The following is a 20,475-nucleotide window of genomic DNA, read 5'->3' on the forward strand; positions in this document are numbered from 1 at the left end:
CAACTCTGGTCGACAGGAGACAACCATGAAGACAACGGTCATACCGATCGTCGCGTCCGATCACGCGCGGCATGTGCATCCTCACGAACACACGCACGAATACACGCACGAACACACGCATGAGCACAAGCATGAGCACGGCGGCGAGCATCGCGCGGCGAAGGCTGCCGCGGCGGCGTTGCGGCTCCCGCTCACGCGTCGCGAGCTTTTGAGAGGCACGGGTGTGCTGATGGGCACGCTGGCGTTCTCGTCGGTACTGTCGACGCTCGCGCCGAGCCGCGCGTGGGCCCTCGAACTGCAAGGTCTCGACACGCACCAGGGTGAAGTGATTCTGGCCTTCACGCGGCAGATCTATCCACATCCCACGCTCGACAACGCGGTCTACGCGCTGGTGGTGAAGGACCTCGACGCGAAAGCGAAAGCCGATCCGGCGGTGCGTCAGCAACTTGCGGACGGCGTCAGACAACTCGACGCGCAAGCGGGTTCCGACTGGCTCAAGCGTGCGCCCGCGGAGCAGGCGAAGGACGTCGCCGCGCTCGCGGGCACGCCGTTCTTCAACACGATACGCAGCACCGCGGTGGTTTCGCTGTACGCCAACACCATGGCGTATGCGCACTTCGGCTACGGCGCTTCCGCAGGCGACGGCGGCTACCTGACGAAAGGGTTCAACAGCCTTTCGTGGCTGCCTAATCCGCCGGCAGCCGCCAGCGGACCGATCCCTACGGATAGCTAATCGCGACGACGGCGTTGCATGGGATCAGAGTAAGCGCTAAAGCGCCAACTCTGATCGACAGCTTTGCATGGGACGGGAGTAAGCGCTAAAGCGCTAACTCCCGTCGACAGGAGGTAAGACATGGATCAAGACAACAACAAGGTGCGTTTTTCGCACAACGACGACAAGGTCGTCGTGATCATCGGCTCGGGTGCGGGCGGCGGCACGCTCGCCAACGAACTCGCGCAGAAGGGTATCAACGTAGTCGTGCTGGAAGCGGGCAAGCTGCATACGCAGGCCGATTTCACGACGGACGAATGGGGCGCGTTCCAGATGCTGTCATGGCTCGACAAACGCACCACGTCGGGCAGCTGGCGCATCGCCAAAGACTTTCCGAACCTGCCCGCGTGGATCTGCAAGACGGTCGGCGGCACGACCACGCACTGGGCCGGCGCGAGTCTGCGCATCCAGCCGTACGAGTTCAAGGCGAAGACGACCTACGGCGATATCAAGGACGCCAATCTGCTCGATTGGCCGCTCACGCGTGAAGAGCTCGATCCGTATTACGACCGCGCGTCGCAGAAAATGGGCGTGACGCGCACCAACGGTCTGCCGGGCCTGCCGGGCAACAACAACTTCAAGGTGATGTCGGCCGGCGCGATGAAAGTCGGCTACAAGGAATGCAATACCGGCCACATGGCGATCAATAGCGTGGTGCGCGACGACCGCGCGCATTGCTTCCAGCGCGGCTTCTGTTTTCAGGGTTGCCGCACGGGCGCCAAGTGGTCGACGCTCTACACCGAATTGCCGCGCGCTCAGGCAACCGGCCATATGGAGTTGCGCACGCAGGCCCACGTGGTGCGCATTGAAACCGATGCGCGCGGCAAAGCGAAGGAGGTGGTCTATTACGACGGCAACGGCAAATTGCAGCGGCAGAAGGCGCGCGTCGTCGCGGTGGCCGGCAACTCGATCGAGACGCCGCGGCTGTTGCTGAACTCGCATTCGAGCAGATTCCCGCAGGGACTCGCGAACGGCTCGGGCCAGGTGGGCCGCAACTATATGCGTCACACCACGGGCTCCGTGTATGCGGTGTTCAACGACAAGGTGGAGATGTTCAAGGGCACCACGATGGCCGGCATCATCGAGGACGAAGCGGTGTTCAATCCGCAACGCGGCTTCGCGGGCGGCTATCACATGGAGACCGTGTCGCTCGGCCTGCCGTTTTACGCGGCTTTTCTCGATCCGGGCGCATGGGGGCCGACCTTCAGCCAGGCGATGGATCAATACGCGTACACGGCGGGCATGTGGATCGTCGGTGAGGATATGCCGCGCGAGAGCAATCGTGTGACCTTGAATACGGACGTGAAGGATCAATACGGCCAGCCGGTCGCCAACGTGCATTTCGACGATCACCCGAACGACGAAGCGATGCGTGAGCACGCGTTCAGGCAGGGCACGGCGGTGTACGAAGCGGCGGGCGCGAAGACGGTGTATCGCGTGCCGCCGTATCCGTCCACGCACAACCTCGGCACCGCCCGCATGAGTGGGCGAGCCGAAGACGGCGTGTGCAACCGCTTCGGCCAGACGCATGAAGTGTCGAACCTGTTCATTTCGGATGGCAGCCAGTTCACCACCGGCGCGGCGGAAAATCCGACCTTGACGATCGTCACACTGGCGATCCGTCAGGCGGATCACATCGCCGGGCAGATGAATAAACGCGCGGTGTAACGCGGCTGGACAGGGCAGGCGCGGCGTTCGGGTTCGATGCGATTGTCGGGCGGCGAATGCCGGCGTATGTTGACGAAGGCGGGCGGCGTGCCGTGGCTGCATGAAAAGCGCCACGGCGCGCGTGCTTGTAATCAAGGAGCAAACGTTATGTGTGGGATATACATCAACGCCGATCCGATCCTGTACGAGTCGCGCACGCGCTCGTTGCGCATTCACGGCGTGATCACCACGGTTCGGCTGGAGAATCTGTTCTGGGACGTGCTGCACGAAATCGCGGCGCGCGAGAGCATGACGACCAGCCAGTTCGCCGTGAAGCTCTACGACGAACTGATCGCGCTGCGCGGCGAGATGCCGACCAACTTCGCCTCGTTTTTGCGGGTGTGCTGTTTGCGCTATCTGTCGATGCGCACGGAAAAGGGCGACAGTGCGCCCGATGCGGTGGCCGAACTGGCGGCAGCGGTGAACGAAGCGAAGCCGCGAATTCTGAAGACGGTTTGATGCGGGAGGGCCGACACGCAGCCGCTGCCGCGGTTGCGCGTGGCCACGAGGGAGACATGCCGCGACGCAACAGGCGCGCGCTGGTCCGCGTGCTAGGATAGCCGGCTCATCACGCATAAAGCTGGAGACCTGGATGAGTCCGGAGAGTGCCGCCCGTTTCGATGAAGAGTTCGCGCCTCGCATTGCCGAGGCGATTGCCGCCTGTTTCGCGACAACCGTGCAGACCAAAGTGCTGCCGTACGGCGGCCATGGGCATCCCACTCGCGTGCGGATTCACGCAGCGCCCATCGAAGACGTGGGGCACTACGCCTATCCGCTGAATCTGTATCTGACCTGGGACAGCGACGAAATCGAGAGACTGATGGGCGCGGACGGGCCCTCGCGTTTCGCCGGCTATCTGGCCGCGCTGCCGCGCAAACTCGCAGCCTGGAATCATGCGCGCGAACTGGATTTTCTCTCGCATACGCAGGCCGATCCTCTGGTGTTGATCGGCGGACTCGATTTCGAATCGTAAGCGGCGCATTGCGCGCCGCTTCGCGCTTGCATAACAGCCGGCGCCATGAGGCGCCAAGCCTTAAGCTGTGGCTCCCAGCCGGAAGAAACTCACGCTTTGCACGAGCCCCGATGCCTTGCTTTGCACCGCATCGGCTGCGGCGGCCGCCTGCTCGACGAGCGCCGCGTTGCTTTGCGTCACCTGATCCATCTGCGTGACGGCATCGTTCACTTCCGCGATACCCGCTGCCTGATCGACGCTTGCCGTCGCGATCGATTCGACGATGCGCGTCACGCTGCCCGCGCTCGCCACCACGCCGTCCATCGTATTGCTCGCGTGATTGATCAGCTGCGTGCCGGCGTCGATCGTGGCGACCGACTCGCGAATCAGCGTCTTGATCTCCTGCGCGGCATCGGCGGAACGTTGCGCGAGACTGCGCACTTCGCTCGCGACCACCGCGAAGCCGCGCCCTTGCGTGCCGGCGCGGGCCGCTTCCACCGCGGCGTTGAGCGCGAGGATATTGGTCTGCGCCGCGATGGCTTCCACCACCGCGATGATATCGACGATGCGCCTGGACGCCGCTTCGATCTGGCCCATCGTGCGCACCGCGTCGCTCATCACGGCGCCGCCATCGCGCGCAGCCTGCGCCGCGGTTTGCGCGAGCGTGGTGGCCTCGCGCGCATTGGCGGCGTTGCGCTGAACCGAGTCGGTGAAATGCTGCATCGACGCGGCGGTTTCCTCAAGCGAGGCCGCTTGCTGTTCAGTGCGTGCGGACAGGTCGAGGTTGCCTGCGGCGATCTCCTGCGTGGCCGACGAAATCGTCGTCGCGCCTTCACGAATCTCGCTGACGATCTGCCGCAAGCGCCGGTTCATGTCGTTGAGCGCGATGAGCAGCAGGCCGGTCTCGTCGCGGCTCACCACGGCCACGTCCGCGCGCAGATCGCCTGCCGCCACCGCTTGCGCGACGCCCACGGCCTGCCTGACCGGCAGTGTGATGCTGCGGCTGAGAAACCACACCGCAATTGCGCCGATGCCGAGCGAGCCGATCACGACCGACAGCAACAGCACCGTGGCGATCGTATAGGCGCGTTCCGCCGCTTCGCTCGTGCGCACGCTGGAATCCTGCGCCTGTTGCATGACGGAAGCGACGATGTCGTCGATCGCGGCGGTCGGCGCGCGGTCGATGCCCTTCACGAGCGCGTCGACCACGTGCGCGGTGTTCGGATCGGCGGCGTCGTAGCGCTTGAGCGCAGCGAGGTAAGTGTCCTGCAACGAAGCGTGCGTGGCGAGGGCCTTGTCGACGCCGTCCACGTTCGCGCCCAATGCGCTCAACTGATCCTTCAGACGCAGCAGGGCGGCGTGCGTCGTGCCGCTTTCCTTGCTGAAGGCATCACGGTATTTGGCGAACGCGGCCGGATCGGCGCCGCGCAACAACAGGTCCTTCCATTCCTGCACCTGCTTCTTGAACTCGACCTGTGCGACGCGCGCCGTGTCGGCGGCTCGCGCATAGTGAGCGAGCGATTGCGCCGACTCGATTTGCAGCGCGTGCGTTTTCGCCAGCGCATGCCAGCCTTCCAGGCCCACGATCATCGTCGCGGCCAGCAACACCGCGCCGAGCAAGGCCAATTTAACGGCGATCTTCAGATTTCTATAGAACGTCACTGCAATGTCCCAGGTAAGGCGTTTAATCGAGTTTGAATTGCGTCACCGCGCCTGCCAGGCTGACGGCCTGGTTTTGCAGTGCCGCGGCGGCCGCGGTGGATTGCTCGACCAGCGCGGCGTTCTGTTGAACCATCTCGTCGAGTTGGCTGACCGCGCGGTTCACTTCCTGAATGCCCCGCGTCTGCTCGCTGGCGGCCTGGGTGATTTCGGAAATGATGGTCGTCACGTTGGCGACGTTGCTGACGATCTCCGTCATCGTCTCGCCGGCCTGGCGCACCTGTCCCGAACCCGACGTCACGCTCGCCACTGTCGATTCGATCAGCGCCTTGATTTCCTTCGCGGCCTGCGCGCTGCGCTGCGCGAGGCTGCGCACTTCGCCGGCCACCACCGCGAAACCGCGGCCCTGTTCGCCCGCGCGCGCGGCTTCCACCGCGGCGTTCAACGCGAGGATGTTGGTCTGAAACGCGATGCCGTCGATCACGCCGATGATGTCGGAGATCTTCACCGACGCATGCTGGATCTCGCCCATCGTCGCAATCACTTCGGAGATCACGACGCCGCCGCGCGAAGCGACCTGCGAGGCGGACACGGCGGTATCGTCGGCCTGCTTCGCCGCGCTTGCCGACTGCGTGACGGTCGAGGTGATTTCTTCCATCGACGCGGCGGTTTGCTGCAAGCTCGCCGCGGCGGACTCCGTGCGGCCCGACAGATCGACGTTGCCCGCGGCGATTTCATTCGCGGCCACGCGCACCGATTCGCTGGCGTCGCGAATCTGGCGCATCACGTGGCTGAGTTTGTCGATGAAGGTGTTGAACGAACGCGCGATCTGCGCGACTTCGTCGTTGCCGACGGCGGGCAGGCGTTGCGTGAGGTCGCCTTCACCGGAGCCGATGGCATCCATCGCGTCGCGCACTTTCGACAGACGCTGGAACGACACGGCGGTGACCGCCGCCACGACCGCGGCGGCGATGCCCGCGATCACGATCAACGCGATCACCGAAGCGGTCAGCAGCGAACGCATGCCGGCGGTCGCTTCGGCTTTGTCGAGCGCGACGACCGCGTACCAGTCCGTGCCGGGAATCGCCTGGGCGCGCAGCAGCTTCGTGCTGCCGTTCACGTCCATTTCAAGCGGACGCCCCGCGCTGAAGAGAGCAGCGAGCTTGTCGCCGGTCAACCCCGGCGCCACATCGGAGACCGGCTTCAAGGTCAGTTTCGCATCGGGATACGCGACGATATGGCCGCTCGCATCGATCAACATGCCGAAGCTCGCCGGCGTCGGATGAATCGCTTTGACGTTGGCGATCACGCTGTCCATCGTGACGTCGCCGGACACCACGCCTTTCACCGCGCCGTCGCGCACCACCGGCGCGGCGAACGCCACCACCAGCTTGCCCGTGCCCACGTCCACGTAAGGCGGCGTGACCACCGGCTTGCCCGCTTCCGCGGCCTGCCTGTACCAGGGACGGCCGGTCGGATCGTAGTCGGGCGGAATGCCGGTCGGATCGGAGAACTTCGCCGTCTTGTCCGCATAGCCGACGTACACGTTGGTGAACTTGCCGGCCGCGGCGATCTGCTTCAGCGCGGCGGACGGATCCGCTTGCAGCACCGCGTCCTGCAGCGAGTTGATCATCTGGCTGTTGGTGGCGACCCAGTCGCCGATGCCGTCCGCGTGACCGCTTTCGACCGCGGTCAGACTGCTGTCGATGGCATCGGCGTTATACGAGTTGGCGACGACATAGTTGAGAACCGCGTTGGCGGCGAGCGCGACCACAACGATAGCGACGCACAGGGCGACGATGCGCGCGCGAATGGAGGTGAACATGTCGGGAGTCTTTCGGAGTGAGCGGTGAACCGGAGTCGGAGTCGGTGAGGCGGGGGCCTCACACGGTGTATACGGCTCCAATTAGTGGGACTTGAGCGGGGAATGCTTTCAATTGCTCACCAATGGCGGGTGAGCGGTGCGGGGCGGCGTGTCGAGTTCGCGCGAAATTTTTCTTGCGCGTTGGCTTTTTCAATGCGCACGGAAACAGCGCGTCGTTGCGCGCTTATCGATCGCTAGCGACGCGCTGTATTCGTATGATGATAACGCCGGCTAGAGGCGTCCAAGGATCGCTTCACATCACCGGAGAGTGCAGATGATGCGGATGATCGAGTGTCTCCGCAACGATGCGCAGCGCCTCTTCGCATTCCTCGCGCGTTTTCGATCCGCCGAGGCAGACGCGCATGGCGTTGGGCGGATTGCCATCGGTCGAAAACGCGGCGCCCGCCACGGCGGCGATGCCCTGATTGCGCAACTGCAACGCGAGTTCGGACGCGCTCCAGCCGCTTTCCACCGGCACCGGCAACCACAAATGAAAGCCATCCTGATGCGCTTCGAAAGGCCATGCTTCGAGCATGCGCGAAGCAATGGCCTGGCGGGCGCGCGACTCGTTGCGGATCGCGTTGAGCATGTCAGCCGCGGTGCCGTCCACGATCCACTGCGTCGCGAGCATGACCGTGAACGGGCTCGCCATCACGGTGGTGGCGCGCAATGCGCCGGCTAGCCGCTGCGTTTGCCGCGGCGTCGGCGCATGCAGATGCGCGACGCGCAAACCCGCGCCGAAGCTCTTCGACAAACCGGTGACGTAATAGGTCAGTTCGGGCGCGAAACTCGCGAGCGCGTCGGGCGCGTTCTGCGGCAGCATCGCGTAGGCGTCGTCTTCGATGATCGGCACGCTGTAGCGCAGCGCCACGTCGGCGAGCGCTTCGCGCCGTTTGTGCGTGAGCGTGAGCGTGCTCGGATTCTGCAGCGTCGGATTGCAATAGAACGCGCTCGGCTTGTCGGTCTTGCAGAGCGCCTCGAAGGCGTGCGCGAGCGGTCCTTCGTCATCGCGCGGCAACGCCTGTAGACGCACGCCGAGTTGCGCGGCGATCGCCTTGATGCCGGGGTAGGCGAGTGCATCGAGGCAAATGGTGCCGCCCGGGCGCGCCAACTGCGAGACGAGCGCCACCAGCGCGCTATGGATGCCCGGGCACACCAGCACGTTTTGCGCGTCGCAATGCGGCACGCGGCGTCTCAACCATTCGGCGCCCGCGTCCTTGTCGGCCGCCGAGCCGCCGAAGTCCTGATAGCGCAGCAATTGATAGGGATCGCTATCGGCCATCTGCCGGGCGGCGGATTCGCGCAGGCGTATCGCAAAGTCGGGTGGCTCGGGGGGCGTGTTCATCGACATCTCGATGCTGCTGCCGCCCGCGAGCGGCAATGTAGCTGTACGACCGCGCACGAACGTGCCGCTGCCCGCGCGCGAATCGAGCAGGCCACGTTTGCGCGCTTCGGCGTAAGCGCGCGCCACCGTCGTGTAGTTCAGCGCGAGTTCCAGAGCGAGATCGCGCAGCCCCGGCAAGCGGTCGCGTGGACGCAGCCGCCCAGTGGCGAGATCTTCTTCGATCAGATCGGGAATCGCCAGATAGGCGGGTTTGCGAATGTCGGCGAGACGTTTGATCCAGTGATGTGTCGGGCTGCTCATTGGTTTCGGATCTCTATTCACGTTGAGAGAACTTGATCGCATCCGCATGCGATCAATGATCGGATTGATCGACTGTGGTGAATGACTGCACCACGCCGACACGTCGGTATGCGCGAATCGCACATGGCTGGTGCGGTAATGCGTTACCGACAGCGTTTGCACGACATGCGTCGGCTATATGCAACCTTCGCGCCAAAATTTTTTCGAGTCGCACTTCGAATCGAGACGGAATTGATTGCTGATTGATCGCATTCGCGTGCCCGATCAATGGCACGGCCGTTGCATTGGAAGAAGCGCGCACAGCTTGAACGCGCGTCCTCTTTTACTTAGCAAACCTGATCGGAGAGTGTCATGCCAGCCGTCAACAAACCGCTGCATCAGAAAGGCGATTACCTTGTCGACTACGAGGAGAAAGTCTTCGAAGACGTGAAAGCCGAGCCGGGCGAGAAGGCGCTCGTCACGTTTCATACGGTCGCGTTCGAAGGTTCGATCGGTTTCGTCAATATGCTGCAGGCCACGCGCCTGCAACGTAAGGGCTTCGAAACATCGGTGTTGCTGTATGGGCCGGGCGTGACGCTCGGCTTGCAACGCGGCTTTCCAACGCTCGGCGACGAAGCGTTTCCCGGCCATCTGAACTTCAACAAACAACTGACGAAGTTCATGGAAGAGGGCGGCAAGGTCTACGCATGCCGCTTCGCGCTGCAAGCACTGTATGGCCATGGCGAAGCTTCGCTGATCGAAGGCATCCGGCCGATCAGCCCGCTCGACGTGCTCGACATCCAGTTGCTTCACCGCAAGGACAATGCGTTGGTCATCCACACATGGACGGTCTGACGGCAGTTTGACGAGAGGCAAGTGACCACCATGTCCGACAAACGTATCGTGCGCGCCGCAGCGGTTCAGATCGCACCCGACTTCGAGCGCAGCGGCGGCACGCTCGAGAAGGTTTGCGAGGCCATCGGGAAAGCCGCGCGCGAGGGCGTGCAGCTGATCGTGTTCCCCGAAACTTTCGTGCCGTATTACCCGTACTTTTCTTTCGTGCGGCCGCCGGTCGTGTCCGGCGCCGATCACATGAAACTCTACGAAGAGGCCGTGATCGTGCCGGGCCCGGTGACGCAAGCGGTGGCCGAGCAGGCGCGTTTGCACCGGATGGTGGTGGTGCTCGGCGTCAACGAACGCGATCACGGCAGCCTCTACAACACGCAGTTGATCTTCGACGTGGATGGCCGGATCGTCCTCAAGCGCCGCAAGATCACCCCGACGTTTCATGAACGGATGATCTGGGGGCAGGGCGACGCCGCGGGTTTGACGGTGGCGAATACGGCGGTGGGGCGTGTCGGCGCGCTGGCCTGTTGGGAGCATTACAACCCGCTCGCGCGTTATGCGTTGATGACGCAGCACGAAGAGATTCATTGCAGCCAGTTTCCCGGTTCGCTCGTGGGGCCGATTTTCGCCGAGCAGATTGAGGTGACGATCCGGCATCACGCGCTGGAGTCGGGCTGTTTCGTCGTCAATGCAACGGGATGGCTTACCGAAGCGCAGATCGCTTCCGTGACGCCGGACACGAATTTGCAGAAGGCGCTGCGCGGCGGCTGCAATACCGCGATCGTTTCGCCGGAAGGACAGCATCTCGCCGAACCGCTGCGCGAGGGCGAAGGCATGGTGATCGCCGATCTCGACATGGCCTTGATCACCAAGCGCAAACGCATGATGGATTCGGTCGGCCATTACGCGCGCCCCGAACTGCTGAGCCTCGCGATCAACCGGCGGCCCGCGGAAACCGTCGCGCCGATGCCGGCGTGGCCGGCCACATCGAGCGTGGATTTCAATTCAACCGAAGGAGGATGCGATGAACGCCAGCGAGTCGCTGTCGGCGCAGAGCCGGCAATTGATGACTGAATTGCAGTCGACCGGTTTGCGGCTCGTGTCGCCGGATGCGGGCGCAGCGAGCCGGCGCGGCGGCGCGGGTCCGTCGGATCACAAGGCGGTGACGGTGGATGGCGTGACGATCATGGTGCCCGTGCACACGAGCACCGCGTGGCATTCGCCCTTCGTCGCGCAGACGCCGGATGCGAGCGGTTCGAGCGCGCTATTGCGCGGCACGATCCCAATCGCCAACATCAGCTTTCCGAAAGCGCCGCGTTTTTACGGCATGCAGACACTCGACGGCGTGCCGTACTCGCATATCGCCGCGTTGCATAGCGCCGACGTGCTCGCGACCACCGTCTTGCAAACCTGCATTCGCTACGAGAGCCGGCGCAAGAGTTGCAAGTTCTGCGCGATCGGGCAGTCGCTCGCGGCGGGCCGCACGATTGCGCGCAAGACACCGGAGCAACTCGCGGAAGTGGCGCGCGCGGCGGTGTTGCTCGACGGCGTGAAGCATATGGTGCTGACCACCGGCACACCGCCCACGCCGGATCGCGGCGCGCAGGTTCTGTGCGAGAGCGCGTTCGCGATCAAGGCCGCAGTCGATCTGCCGATCCAGGCGCAATGCGAGCCACCCGACGACGACCGCTGGTTCGCGCGCATGAAAGCGAGCGGCATCGACACGCTCGGCATGCATCTCGAAGTGGTGACGCCCGCTTTGCGCGAACGCATCATGCCGGGCAAGGCGAGCGTGCCGCTGTCGCGCTACATGGAAGCGTTCAAGTCCGCCGTGGCCGTATTCGGGCGCGGCCAGGTCAGTACCTACATTCTCGCGGGGCTCGGCGACAGCGCGGCGGCGATTCTGGCGATGTCGCGCGAATTGATCGAGCTGGGCGTCTATCCGTTCGTGGTGCCGTTCGTGCCGATTAGCGGCACGCCGCTCGAAGATCATCCGGCGCCCACGCCTGAATTCATGAAGTCGGTGTTGCAACCGCTCGGCGGCATGCTCAATGCCGCGGCCATGCGTTCGAGCGATATCAAGGCGGGCTGTGGGAAATGCGGCGCGTGTTCGTCGTTGTCGTCGTACGAGGAGTGATCATGTTCGGTGAAGCGATTGCAGGCGAGACGCTGGACGGTGACATCGATTCCGCACCGTATGCGCCGAGTGAATTCCGCATTAAGTGGACCACGTTGAATTGGGAAGCTGAAGAGGCATTCAAATTGCGGCGCGCGGTGTTCTGCATCGAGCAAGGCATTTTCATCGCGGATGATCGCGACGACATTGATCGGCACGCGCAGCAACTGGTGGCCGTCAGTTGTCTCGGCGGCATGCCGGAGCAGGTGGTCGGCACCGTGCGGATTCACCGCGATCACGACAACGTTTGGTTCGGCTCGCGCCTCGCCGTGCACGCGGCGTTTCGTCGGCATGGAAAGATCGGCGCGACGTTGATTCGTCTCGCGGTGAGCAGCGTGCATGCGTTGGGTTGTGAGACCTTCCTCGCGCATGTGCAGAGCCAGAATGTGCCGCTCTTTCGCGCGATGCATTGGGACGTCCTAGCCGAGGAAACGCTGCTCGGCAGGCCGCATCATCTGATGCAGGCGCAATTGGACCGCTATCCGCCGTGCGTCACGCCCTTTGGCGGTTTCGTCACGCGTACGCAAGCGCAAGTGTATTCGCGCCGTGTCGAGCCCGCGCGGAGTGCGGCATGAGCGTCGCCGATCTCGTCGCCAGCTTGCGCGAAAGTCGTGGGTTCCGCCACAAGACCGATATCGTCGACGTGGTCGGCGCGCTGGCGAAGCGTTTGCCTCACGGCACGCGCGATCTTGCGCAAGCCGTGGCGCTCGGCGACGACTGCGCCGCGCTCGCCGATGGCGACGGCTATCTGCTTTTTGCGATCGAAGGCATGGTCAGCGATTTTGTCAGCGCCATGCCGTGGTTTGCCGGCTACAGCAGCGTGATGGTCAACGTCAGCGATATCTATGCGATGGGCGGCCGGCCGCTGGCGGTGGTGGACGCGCTGTGGAGTCCGGGCATCGGCGCGGCCGACGAGGTGCTGGCGGGCATGGCGGCGGCGTCGGTCGCGTACGGCGTGCCGATTGTCGGCGGCCACACGAATACGCGCAGCGACGCGGCGCAACTGGCGGTATCGATTATCGGCCGCGCCAAGGCGTTGCTATCGAGCTTCAACGCGAAACCAGGCGACAGCCTGATGATGGCGGTCGATCTGCGTGGCCGTTTTGAAGAGCCGTATCCGTTCTGGAATGCGTCGGTGGATGCGCCGGCCGAGCGTCTGCGCGGCGATCTCGAACTGCTGCCGCAATTGACGGAAAGCGGCCTGTGCGACGCCGCGAAAGATATCAGCATGGCGGGCACGCTCGGCACGGCGTTGATGTTGCTCGAATGCTCGCGAGTAGGAGCGCGGATCGACCTCGCTCGCATTCCCAAACCCGAAGGCGTGGCGCTGGCACGCTGGGTGACGGCGTTTCCGAGTTTCGGCTATCTGCTATCCGTGCGACCCGCGCATGTCGATGCCGTGCAGGCGCTATTCGATGCACGTGCTCTCTCGTGTGCAGTGATCGGATCCGTCGGTGCGGCGAGTCAGGTTGTCGTGCATCACAGAGATGACGCTGCAACGCTATGGGATTTTCAGCGCGAGCCTTTCATTGTCGGGAAGGATGAGGTGACATGAACGCGTTATGCACAGTCAACCCGCGTGACGGCGTTCTGCACACGCTCGAACTGACGACGCGTTTGACGACACATGGGCACGACGCGACCGTGCTCGTGCCCACTCATTGATTCGAGGATCAGCAATGCCTGTCATGCACTTTCGCATTCAATGGCCCGACGGCGACGAAGCGAACTGTTACTCGCCGTCGCACGTGATCGGCGATTTTTTCACCGCGGGCGAGGCTTACGCGCTGGAGGATTTCGTGGCGCGCTCGCGGCAGGCGCTGGGCATCGCGTCCGAGCGGGTGCGCGAGAAATATGGCTTTGCCTGCTCGGCGGCGATGGACCAGCTTGCGCAGATCGAGCGCGACGCGGCGCGCTTTCGCGATCGGCCGGACGCGACCGTCAAGGTTATCGAATTCAGCTAGGCGCTTATTCTTTCAGAGGACGCATCATGTCGAATCCAGCACATCACGCGCGTGCCGAGGGCCATTACAGCGTGCTCGTCGTCGGCGGCGGGCAGGCGGGCCTGTCGGTCAGCTATTACCTCAAAGAGGCCGGCATCGACCATCTGGTCGTGGAAAAGAACACCGTGACGCACACGTGGCGCGAGCAGCGCTGGGACGCTTTCTGTCTGGTCACGCCGAACTGGCAATGCGCGCTGCCCGGTTATCCGTATCGCGGCGACGATCCGCACGGCTTCATGAAGAAGGACGAGATCGTAGCTTACCTCGACGGTTTCATTGAACATGTCGATGCGCCGTTGATGGAGCGCACGGAGGTCAAACGCGTCAAACGGCGCGACGACGGCGTCTACGCGATCACGACGACGCGGGGCGATTTCAGCGCGGATCAGGTGGTGGTGGCCTCGGGCGGCTACCACACGCCGATCGTGCCGCGCCTGGCAGAGCGCTTGCCCGCGCGAATCGTGCAACTGCAGTCGTCGGCGTATCGCAACCCGCAGGCGTTGCCTGACGGCGCGGTGATGGTGGTCGGCACAGGGCAGTCCGGCGCGCAGATCGCGGAAGACCTGCATCTGGCCGGCCGCAAGGTGGTGCTGGCGGTCGGCGAGGCGCCGCGTTGCGCGCGCTTCTATCGTGGCCGCGACGTGGTGGATTGGCTGGCCGACATGCAGTACTACGACATGCCGGTGGAAAAACATCCGTTGCGCGAAGGCGTGCGCGACAACACCAATCATTACGTGACGGGCCGCGACGGCGGCCGCGATATCGATCTGCGCAAGTTCGCTGCCGAAGGCATGGAGTTGTACGGCCGCCTCGACGATCTGCGCGACGGCCGGTTTCATTTCTCGCCCACGCTCGCGGCCAATCTCGATGCGGCGGACGATACGTATAACCGGATCAACGTGAGCATCGACAACTTCATCGAGAAGCGCGGTATCGACGCGCCGAAGGGCGGTGTGTACGAACCTGTCTGGCGTCCGTCACAGGAACGCACCACGCTTGATCTGGAAGCAAGCGGGATTGCCGCGATCATCTGGTGCATCGGTTTTACGCCGGACTTCAGCTGGCTCGACGCGCCCGTGTTCAACGGTCGCGGTTATCCGGCGCATGCGCGCGGCATTACGCCGATCGACGGTTTGTATTTCGTCGGCTTGCCGTGGCTGCATACGTGGGGTTCGGGGCGTTTCTCCGGCGTCGCGCGCGATGCGGAGTTCATCGTGCAGGCGATTCGGGAGAAGGCAAGTGAGCGCGCGTCGTTATCGTCCGCTGTCGCCGCGTGACGTTGCTCGACGTAGTGGCCAGGCATGGTGCATGAAAAAAAGGCCGCTGCGTTTTTCATCGCAGCGGCCGCTGTATTTCACCGATACGTTCGGCTAAGGCTTAGCTACCCAGCGCCGGATCGCTCATGCTGCTCTTGCCGGTTTCCACGTGTCCGGCAAATCGCCGCGCGAACAGCGGATCCGTATTGACCGTAATCGCCAGATCGTACCAGCCGTGCGCGTTGCGCAGATCGAGGTAGATCTGGTCGGTATCGCCGCCGCGCACCGTATGCCGGATCACGTTGTTCGGGTCGTACGCGTTGACGATCTTGAACTGGGCAGGCGCGCTGCCCACGTTTTCCAGCCGCAGTTGCAGATTGCCGTTCGCGACGTCATAACCTTCCTCGACTTCAGGCCGCGCGATGTCGGAGCCGTTCCACCAGCTGCGCGCGACCGGCTTGCCCGCGAAGCGGCGCAGAAAGCCATTCGGGCCGTACACGGTGAAGTCGTAGCTGCCGTCTGCATTCAGCGGCAATACGTCCTGCAGGCGCTTGCCGGCTTCGACCGTATAGGTGCGCGGCGCGTCGAGACTATGAGCGGCGTAGACGAGAAACACTGCGCCGGTACGGCCCGTGTTGACGAAGCGCATCGTGAGCTGGTTGGCCGAACCTTCGCCATGCACTCGCACGAACAACTCGTACGGCAACGCGCGCGCGGGGCGCATGCCGGGTTCCTGCTTCGGCACGGCCTGCAACGCGGGCGGCAGCGGCACGTAATCCGGATGGCGGTTCTGATCCGGCGGCACGTAGCCGCTCGTGCCCGGCAGCGTCGGGAAAGCGTCGTTCGGATTGCTGAAGTTGAACGCCGACATCAGATCGCCGCACACCGCGCGGCGCCACGGCGTGATGTTCGACTCGCCGAGATTGTGCTCGTGGCCGAAACGCTTTTCGATGAAACGGATCACCGACGTGTGGTCGAACAGCTCCGAGCACACGTAGCCGCCTTTGGACCACGGCGACACCACCAGCATCGGCACACGCGGTCCGAGGCCGTACGGGGCGGCGGGAATCTTCGCGTCGCCCGGATAGATTTCGTTGCTGGTGTCGACGGTGGACAGACCGTTCGCGCTCGACGACGGTGCGAACGGCGGCACCATGTGATCGAAGAAGCCGTCGTTCTCGTCGTAGTTGATCAGCAGCACCGTCTTGCTCCACACCTCGGGATTCGACGTGAGAATCTGCAAGACCTGGTCGATGTACCACGCGCCATAGTTCGTCGGCCAGTTCGGATGTTCGGAGTAGGCTTCGGGCGCGACGATCCACGACACTTGCGGCAATGCGTTGCTCTGCACGTCGCGCTTGAGGATGTCGAAGTAGCCGTCGCCCTTCGCCGCGTTCGTGCCGGTGCGCGCGTTGTCGTAAAGCGGGTTGCCGGGCTGCGCGTTGCGGTACTGGTTGAAATAGAGCAGCGAGTTGTCGCCGTAGTTGCCGATGTACGGGTTCTGCGTCCAGCCCCACGAGCCGTTCGCATCGAGACCGGCGCCGATGTCCTGATAGATCTTCCACGAAATGCCCGCGTTTTGCAGCACTTCGGGGTACGTGGACCAGCCATAGCCGAGTTCGGAGTTGTCGATCACCGGACCGCCGCCGCTGCCGTCGTTGCCGACCCAGCCGCTCCACATGTAATAGCGGTTCGGGTCCGTCGGTCCCATCAGCGAGCAGTGGTACGCGTCGCAGATGGTGAAGGCGTCGGCGAGTTGATAGTGAAACGGAATGTCCTCGCGCGTGAAATAGGCCATCGTCGTGGCACTTTTGGCGGGCACCCATTGATCGTAGCGGCCGCCGTTCCATGCCGCGTGCGTGCTGGTCCAGTCGTGCGCGAGATCCTGCAGGAATTGCAGACCCAGATTCGGCGCGCTCGGGCGGAACGGCAGCACGTAACCGGCGTCCGCCGCGAGCGGCTGATACCACACGGGCTTGCCGTTGGGCAGATTGATCGCGCGCGTGTCGCCAAAACCGCGCACGCCCTTGAGCGTGCCGAAGTAGTGGTCGAACGAACGGTTTTCCTGCATCAGCACGACGATGTGCTCGACGTCGCGAATGGTGCCGGTCTTGTTGTTGGCGGGAATGGCGAGTGCATTGCGAATGCCCAGCGGCAGCATGCTCAGCGCGGTGGCGGAACCGGCAGCATGCGCGGCGGAGCGCAGAAAATCACGGCGATTTTTTGAGGTCATGGTATTGGCTTTCGATCTTCGGTGGAGGAACGATGCACGCAACGCACGAGACTCGCCCGCGCGCCGCGTGACGCGCGAAACTCAGTCGACGGTATGGATCACGGGTGTGGCGAGCGGCGTCGACGCGGCGGCGGACAATGCCGGGTCGGCGCTTGATGCGGGTAGTGCGGGGGTTTGAATCGTAACGGCAGCGGGCGCGGGTGAAGCGAAGGCCGGATTCGCCGACAGCACGGCGCCGGCGTTACTGTCGCCGGCCGGACTCCCGGTAGAAGTCACCGCGTGCGTGTCCGGGGTTTTGTCGTCGTCGTTGCCGCATGCGCCGAGCAGCATGCACAGCGACACGGCGGCCAGTGCGGCCGCCAAACGTTTGCAATGCAAGGCAATCGACGGGTTCGACACAACAGACATGGCAATGTCTCCGGCACGGGGAAGATGAGCCAGGGCGTCCATGTGCCCAGGTCAGCGATGCGCAAGAATAGTCGCTTACCTGTGTAACTTTTGTGAAGATGTGGAAATTTGGGTATTTGTTGAGAATTGCGCGACCGTCAATCCTGGATGGCCACGATGGCCTCGATCTCGACGGTAATATTGCCCGGCAGCGAGCCCGCGCCGACCGCGGAGCGCGAGATTGGCCCCGCGTGCGCAGTGCGTGAAGTTAATCTGAGGCGTTTGCCGGCAATAGCGTTATGACGCGGCACGTCGTCGGGAAGATGCGCCGCGCTCATGACCTCAATGGTCCAAATGCGTCGCGCTCGAAACGAATGCCGCAATGGCTTCGTTCAGCGGCCCCGGCGCGTCGCGATGCGGCGAGTGTCCGCAAGCGTCGAGCTTGACCAATTGCGCATGCGGCACGTGTGCGGCGATCGTCTCGATCTGCGCCATCGTGCCGTAGTTGTCGTCGTGGCCTTGCACGGCGAGCAACGGTTTGCGGATCGACGCCAATTCTTTTGCAATCGACCACTGCCTGAAAGCCGGATTCAGCCAGATGTCGTTCCAGCCATAAAACGCGGAATCGACGTCCGCGTGATAGCGGCCGAGCTTGCCGCGCAGATCCGTTGTTTCGTAGAGTTGTCTGGTCTGCGCGATACTCTCCACCGAAATATCTTCGACGAAGACATGCGGCGCAATCGCCACCGCACCGGCCAATTCTTCAGGATGGAGCGCTGCATACAGCAGCGTGATCGAGCCGCCGTCGCTATGGCCGATCACCCACATGCGCCGGCGTTCGCGCATATCGATATCGAGCGCGTCGAGCAACGCGGGCAGAATGTCGCGCGCCTGAGCCGTCATGAAATCGACGGGCCATTTCACCTCATGCGGACGCGGCGTGGAAAGTCCGTAGCCAGGCCGCGAATAAACCAGCCCACGCATGCCGAGCCGCTCGCATAACGATTGCGGCCAGTCGCGCCACATCGCGATCGAACCGAGGCCTTCATGCAGGAAGACGGCGATCGGTGCGTCGCCGGCCGCTTCATTCAGCCAACGATACTCGATGCGCAACGGCCCATGCGACGCGCAAGCGGGCAGGTCAGCGAATTCGCTGGCGCTCGTCGCTGCAACGTTGCCAATGGCGGGGTTCTGCATAGATCACCTTATGACTGCTCGCGCAGTTTGAAGCGTTGAATTTTTCCGGTGGCAGTCTTCGGCAAATCGTCGACGAACACGATATCGCGCGGATATTTATGCGGCGCGAGCCGGTCCTTGACGAAAGCCTTTAACTCATCCGCGAGTATCTCAGAGGCCGCGAATTCACGCTTCAACACCACGAATGCACGAGTCTTGACGAGGCCGCCGTGATCGACGCCGACCACCGCCGCTTCGAGCACCGCGCCGTGCTGGACCAGCACCATTTCCACTTCGACCGGGGAGACATACTGGCCGCTGACTTTGAGCATGTCGTCGCTGCGGCCCGCGTAGACATAGCAGCCGTTCGCCAGCCGGCAGTACTTGTCGCCGCTGCGGATCCATTCGCCGAGAAACGTGGCGCGGGTTTTCTCGCGGTTGTTCCAGTACATCACGGCGGCGCTTGGCCCTTTGATATACAGATCGCCGACTTCGCCATCGGCCACGGCATGACCGGCATCGTCGCGCAACTCGACTTCGTATCCCGGCACCGGGCGGCCCGTCGTCCCGTACTCGACCGCGCCCGCGCGATTGGACAGGAAGATATGCAGCATTTCAGTCGATCCGATACCGTCGAGAATCTCGCAGCCGAAATGGGCGGTGAAACGCTCGCCGATTTCACGCGGCAACGCTTCGCCCGCCGACGTGCAGATGCGCATCGCGACATCGGCGCGTGCGGGCAAGTTGGGCGAGACCAGCATGTTGGCGTAGAGCGTGGGCACGCCGTAGAACACAGTCGGGCGATGTTTGACGAGACGCGTGAAGATCGCGTCGGCGGTGGGACGCTCCGCCATCAGGATCGCCGTGGCGCCGACCGACAGCGGAAACGTCAAGCCGTTGCCGAGACCGTACGCAAAGAACAGCTTGGCCGCGGAGAACACCACGTCGCTTTCAGCGATGCCGAGGATCGGCTTGGCATAAAGCTCGGCGGTCCAGTACAGATTCGCATGCGTGTGGACGGTGCCTTTCGGTTTGCCGGTCGAGCCTGACGAATACAGCCAGAAGGCGATGTCGTCGCAGCCGGTTGCGGCGGCTTTGGCGGCGGGCGGGGCGGCGTCGATCAATTCTTCGAGCAGCGGCGCGATGAGCGGTTCTAGATGCGGCTCGCCCTCACACGGCTGGGAGACGATCAACTGACAACCATCGTGTTCGACGGACTCCAGCGCCTGCGTCACGTTCTGCACCAGCGCATCCGAGGCGATCACCGCGCGCGCGTGGCTGTGCGTGAGCATGTACACATAGTCGGCGGGCGTGAGCAGCGTGTTTGCGACGACCGGCACAACGCCCGCGTAGAGCGCGCCGAGAAAGGCAACCGGCAGGGCGATGGTATCGAGCATCACGAGCAACACGCGCTCTTCGGGATGCACGCCGAGTGTGCGCAGCGCGCTCGCAAAGCGCCGCGCGCGCTCTTCGAGTTCACCGTACGTGGCGCTGCCGGTGTCGTCGATATAGGCGGTCTTGGCGGCGCGGGCTTCGTTCAGTCGAAACAGGTAGGCCGCGAAGTTGAATAGCGCGGGCGGCGCTTCGACTGTCGCGGCGGGCTGATTCGCTGCCTTTTCCAACAAGGCTTCCATGTGTCTCCTCCATCGGGTGGGCGCGGTCCGGCTGTTCTGTGCTCATGATCCGCTCGATGCTGTCAGGCTAATGTGCTCGCCCGGTCCACGAGCGCAACGCCCGTCACCGGATCGGTGAGTGTGACGCCCGCGCCGTCGCCGGCGATCCGCTCGCCGGCGACATGGTTCTTCACGCGTCCGGTCATG

20 protein-coding genes are annotated in these 20,475 nt (G+C 63.5%); 11 read left to right on the top strand and 9 right to left on the bottom strand.

Annotated features, from left to right (window positions below; all coding sequences use genetic code 11):
* The first annotated feature begins 25 nt into the window (after positions 1-25).
* From B0G73_RS06965 to B0G73_RS06980, 4 genes are all read left to right on the top strand, one after another.
* Entirely contained in the window at positions 26-733 is a 708-nt protein-coding gene (locus B0G73_RS06965; RefSeq protein WP_106279248.1) for a tat (twin-arginine translocation) pathway signal sequence, read from the top strand.
* Positions 734-853: 120 nt separating this feature from the next.
* The gene (locus tag B0G73_RS06970; RefSeq protein ID WP_106279250.1) at positions 854-2,440 is read left to right on the top strand and encodes a GMC family oxidoreductase; all 1,587 of its coding nucleotides are present in this window, start codon (positions 854-856) and stop codon (positions 2,438-2,440) included.
* A gap of 147 nt (positions 2,441-2,587) precedes the next feature.
* A complete protein-coding gene (locus tag B0G73_RS06975; RefSeq protein WP_106279738.1) occupies positions 2,588-2,938 on the top strand; it encodes a ribbon-helix-helix domain-containing protein in 351 nt (116 codons plus the stop codon).
* Positions 2,939-3,071: 133 nt separating this feature from the next.
* Positions 3,072-3,452: a DUF5594 family protein gene (locus B0G73_RS06980; protein ID WP_106279251.1), complete on the top strand. Its 381-nt coding sequence runs from the start codon at positions 3,072-3,074 to the stop codon at positions 3,450-3,452.
* A 60-nt stretch (positions 3,453-3,512) separates the two neighbouring features.
* Here B0G73_RS06980 and B0G73_RS06985 read toward each other — a convergent pair whose 3' ends face one another.
* The 3 genes from B0G73_RS06985 to B0G73_RS06995 all read right to left on the bottom strand — a co-directional run bounded on the left by B0G73_RS06985 (position 3,513) and on the right by B0G73_RS06995 (position 8,599).
* Positions 3,513-5,093, bottom strand: a complete 1,581-nt coding sequence (locus B0G73_RS06985) for a methyl-accepting chemotaxis protein (RefSeq protein ID WP_106279253.1) — start codon at positions 5,091-5,093, stop codon at positions 3,513-3,515.
* 22 nt (positions 5,094-5,115) lie between these two features.
* Complete coding sequence (locus tag B0G73_RS06990; protein WP_106279255.1) at positions 5,116-6,915, bottom strand: methyl-accepting chemotaxis protein; 1,800 nt, start codon at positions 6,913-6,915, stop codon at positions 5,116-5,118.
* Positions 6,916-7,207: 292 nt separating this feature from the next.
* Entirely contained in the window at positions 7,208-8,599 is a 1,392-nt protein-coding gene (locus tag B0G73_RS06995; RefSeq protein ID WP_106279257.1) for a PLP-dependent aminotransferase family protein, read from the bottom strand.
* 351 nt (positions 8,600-8,950) lie between these two features.
* On the opposite strand from B0G73_RS06995, the gene B0G73_RS07000 reads away from it, so the two are divergent.
* The 7 genes from B0G73_RS07000 to B0G73_RS07030 all read left to right on the top strand — a co-directional run bounded on the left by B0G73_RS07000 (position 8,951) and on the right by B0G73_RS07030 (position 14,880).
* Positions 8,951-9,433, top strand: coding sequence for an MSMEG_0572/Sll0783 family nitrogen starvation response protein (locus B0G73_RS07000; protein WP_012433701.1), 483 nt, complete (start codon positions 8,951-8,953; stop codon positions 9,431-9,433).
* Positions 9,434-9,463: 30 nt separating this feature from the next.
* Entirely contained in the window at positions 9,464-10,498 is a 1,035-nt protein-coding gene (locus B0G73_RS07005; RefSeq protein WP_106279259.1) for a Nit6803 family nitrilase, read from the top strand.
* A complete protein-coding gene (locus B0G73_RS07010; protein ID WP_106279740.1) occupies positions 10,491-11,561 on the top strand; it encodes an MSMEG_0568 family radical SAM protein in 1,071 nt (356 codons plus the stop codon). Before B0G73_RS07005 ends, B0G73_RS07010 begins: the two co-directional genes overlap by 8 nt.
* Positions 11,562-11,563: 2 nt before the next feature.
* Positions 11,564-12,175, top strand: coding sequence for an MSMEG_0567/Sll0786 family nitrogen starvation N-acetyltransferase (locus tag B0G73_RS07015; protein ID WP_106279260.1), 612 nt, complete (start codon positions 11,564-11,566; stop codon positions 12,173-12,175).
* Complete coding sequence (locus tag B0G73_RS07020) at positions 12,172-13,155, top strand: sll0787 family AIR synthase-like protein (RefSeq protein WP_106279262.1); 984 nt, start codon at positions 12,172-12,174, stop codon at positions 13,153-13,155. The genes B0G73_RS07015 and B0G73_RS07020 overlap by 4 nt, the downstream gene beginning before the upstream one ends.
* 124 nt (positions 13,156-13,279) lie before the next feature.
* Positions 13,280-13,564, top strand: a complete 285-nt coding sequence (locus B0G73_RS07025) for an MSMEG_0570 family nitrogen starvation response protein (RefSeq protein ID WP_106279264.1) — start codon at positions 13,280-13,282, stop codon at positions 13,562-13,564.
* A gap of 26 nt (positions 13,565-13,590) precedes the next feature.
* On the top strand, positions 13,591-14,880 hold the full coding sequence (locus B0G73_RS07030) for an MSMEG_0569 family flavin-dependent oxidoreductase (protein ID WP_106279266.1): 1,290 nt from the start codon (positions 13,591-13,593) through the stop codon (positions 14,878-14,880).
* Positions 14,881-14,980: 100 nt separating this feature from the next.
* Here B0G73_RS07030 and B0G73_RS07035 read toward each other — a convergent pair whose 3' ends face one another.
* From B0G73_RS07035 to B0G73_RS41130, 6 genes are all read right to left on the bottom strand, one after another.
* On the bottom strand, positions 14,981-17,092 hold the full coding sequence (locus B0G73_RS07035; RefSeq protein ID WP_106279267.1) for a phosphocholine-specific phospholipase C: 2,112 nt from the start codon (positions 17,090-17,092) through the stop codon (positions 14,981-14,983).
* Between the two features lie 81 nt (positions 17,093-17,173).
* Positions 17,174-17,500 (bottom strand): hypothetical protein, encoded by a 327-nt coding sequence (locus B0G73_RS07040; protein WP_106279269.1) that lies wholly within the window; start codon positions 17,498-17,500, stop codon positions 17,174-17,176.
* A 137-nt stretch (positions 17,501-17,637) separates the two neighbouring features.
* Positions 17,638-17,817 (bottom strand): hypothetical protein, encoded by a 180-nt coding sequence (locus B0G73_RS41125; RefSeq protein ID WP_106279271.1) that lies wholly within the window; start codon positions 17,815-17,817, stop codon positions 17,638-17,640.
* A 4-nt stretch (positions 17,818-17,821) separates the two neighbouring features.
* Entirely contained in the window at positions 17,822-18,676 is an 855-nt protein-coding gene (locus B0G73_RS07050; protein ID WP_106279272.1) for an alpha/beta fold hydrolase, read from the bottom strand.
* An 8-nt stretch (positions 18,677-18,684) separates the two neighbouring features.
* The gene (locus B0G73_RS07055; protein ID WP_106279274.1) at positions 18,685-20,289 is read right to left on the bottom strand and encodes a benzoate-CoA ligase family protein; all 1,605 of its coding nucleotides are present in this window, start codon (positions 20,287-20,289) and stop codon (positions 18,685-18,687) included.
* Between the two features lie 62 nt (positions 20,290-20,351).
* On the bottom strand, positions 20,352-20,474 hold the full coding sequence (locus B0G73_RS41130) for a hypothetical protein (RefSeq protein WP_258193237.1): 123 nt from the start codon (positions 20,472-20,474) through the stop codon (positions 20,352-20,354).
* Position 20,475: the final 1 nt, after the last annotated feature.

The organism is Paraburkholderia sp. BL25I1N1, assembly GCF_003002025.1.
Lineage (GTDB): Bacteria > Pseudomonadota > Gammaproteobacteria > Burkholderiales > Burkholderiaceae > Paraburkholderia.

Coding starts and splice junctions, on each gene's coding strand:
- B0G73_RS07050 (WP_106279272.1), bottom strand. CDS start 18,676: ATGCAGAACCCCGCCATTGGCAACGTTGCAGCGACGAGCGCCAGCGAA.
- B0G73_RS06975 (WP_106279738.1), top strand. CDS start 2,588: ATGTGTGGGATATACATCAACGCCGATCCGATCCTGTACGAGTCGCGC.
- B0G73_RS07040 (WP_106279269.1), bottom strand. CDS start 17,500: ATGTCTGTTGTGTCGAACCCGTCGATTGCCTTGCATTGCAAACGTTTG.
- B0G73_RS07015 (WP_106279260.1), top strand. CDS start 11,564: ATGTTCGGTGAAGCGATTGCAGGCGAGACGCTGGACGGTGACATCGAT.
- B0G73_RS06965 (WP_106279248.1), top strand. CDS start 26: ATGAAGACAACGGTCATACCGATCGTCGCGTCCGATCACGCGCGGCAT.
- B0G73_RS41130 (WP_258193237.1), bottom strand. CDS start 20,474: ATGACCGGACGCGTGAAGAACCATGTCGCCGGCGAGCGGATCGCCGGC.
- B0G73_RS07025 (WP_106279264.1), top strand. CDS start 13,280: ATGCCTGTCATGCACTTTCGCATTCAATGGCCCGACGGCGACGAAGCG.
- B0G73_RS06990 (WP_106279255.1), bottom strand. CDS start 6,915: ATGTTCACCTCCATTCGCGCGCGCATCGTCGCCCTGTGCGTCGCTATC.
- B0G73_RS06970 (WP_106279250.1), top strand. CDS start 854: ATGGATCAAGACAACAACAAGGTGCGTTTTTCGCACAACGACGACAAG.
- B0G73_RS07010 (WP_106279740.1), top strand. CDS start 10,491: ATGACTGAATTGCAGTCGACCGGTTTGCGGCTCGTGTCGCCGGATGCG.
- B0G73_RS07035 (WP_106279267.1), bottom strand. CDS start 17,092: ATGACCTCAAAAAATCGCCGTGATTTTCTGCGCTCCGCCGCGCATGCT.
- B0G73_RS07000 (WP_012433701.1), top strand. CDS start 8,951: ATGCCAGCCGTCAACAAACCGCTGCATCAGAAAGGCGATTACCTTGTC.
- B0G73_RS07055 (WP_106279274.1), bottom strand. CDS start 20,289: ATGGAAGCCTTGTTGGAAAAGGCAGCGAATCAGCCCGCCGCGACAGTC.
- B0G73_RS06980 (WP_106279251.1), top strand. CDS start 3,072: ATGAGTCCGGAGAGTGCCGCCCGTTTCGATGAAGAGTTCGCGCCTCGC.
- B0G73_RS07030 (WP_106279266.1), top strand. CDS start 13,591: ATGTCGAATCCAGCACATCACGCGCGTGCCGAGGGCCATTACAGCGTG.
- B0G73_RS07020 (WP_106279262.1), top strand. CDS start 12,172: ATGAGCGTCGCCGATCTCGTCGCCAGCTTGCGCGAAAGTCGTGGGTTC.
- B0G73_RS41125 (WP_106279271.1), bottom strand. CDS start 17,817: ATGAGCGCGGCGCATCTTCCCGACGACGTGCCGCGTCATAACGCTATT.
- B0G73_RS06995 (WP_106279257.1), bottom strand. CDS start 8,599: ATGAGCAGCCCGACACATCACTGGATCAAACGTCTCGCCGACATTCGC.
- B0G73_RS07005 (WP_106279259.1), top strand. CDS start 9,464: ATGTCCGACAAACGTATCGTGCGCGCCGCAGCGGTTCAGATCGCACCC.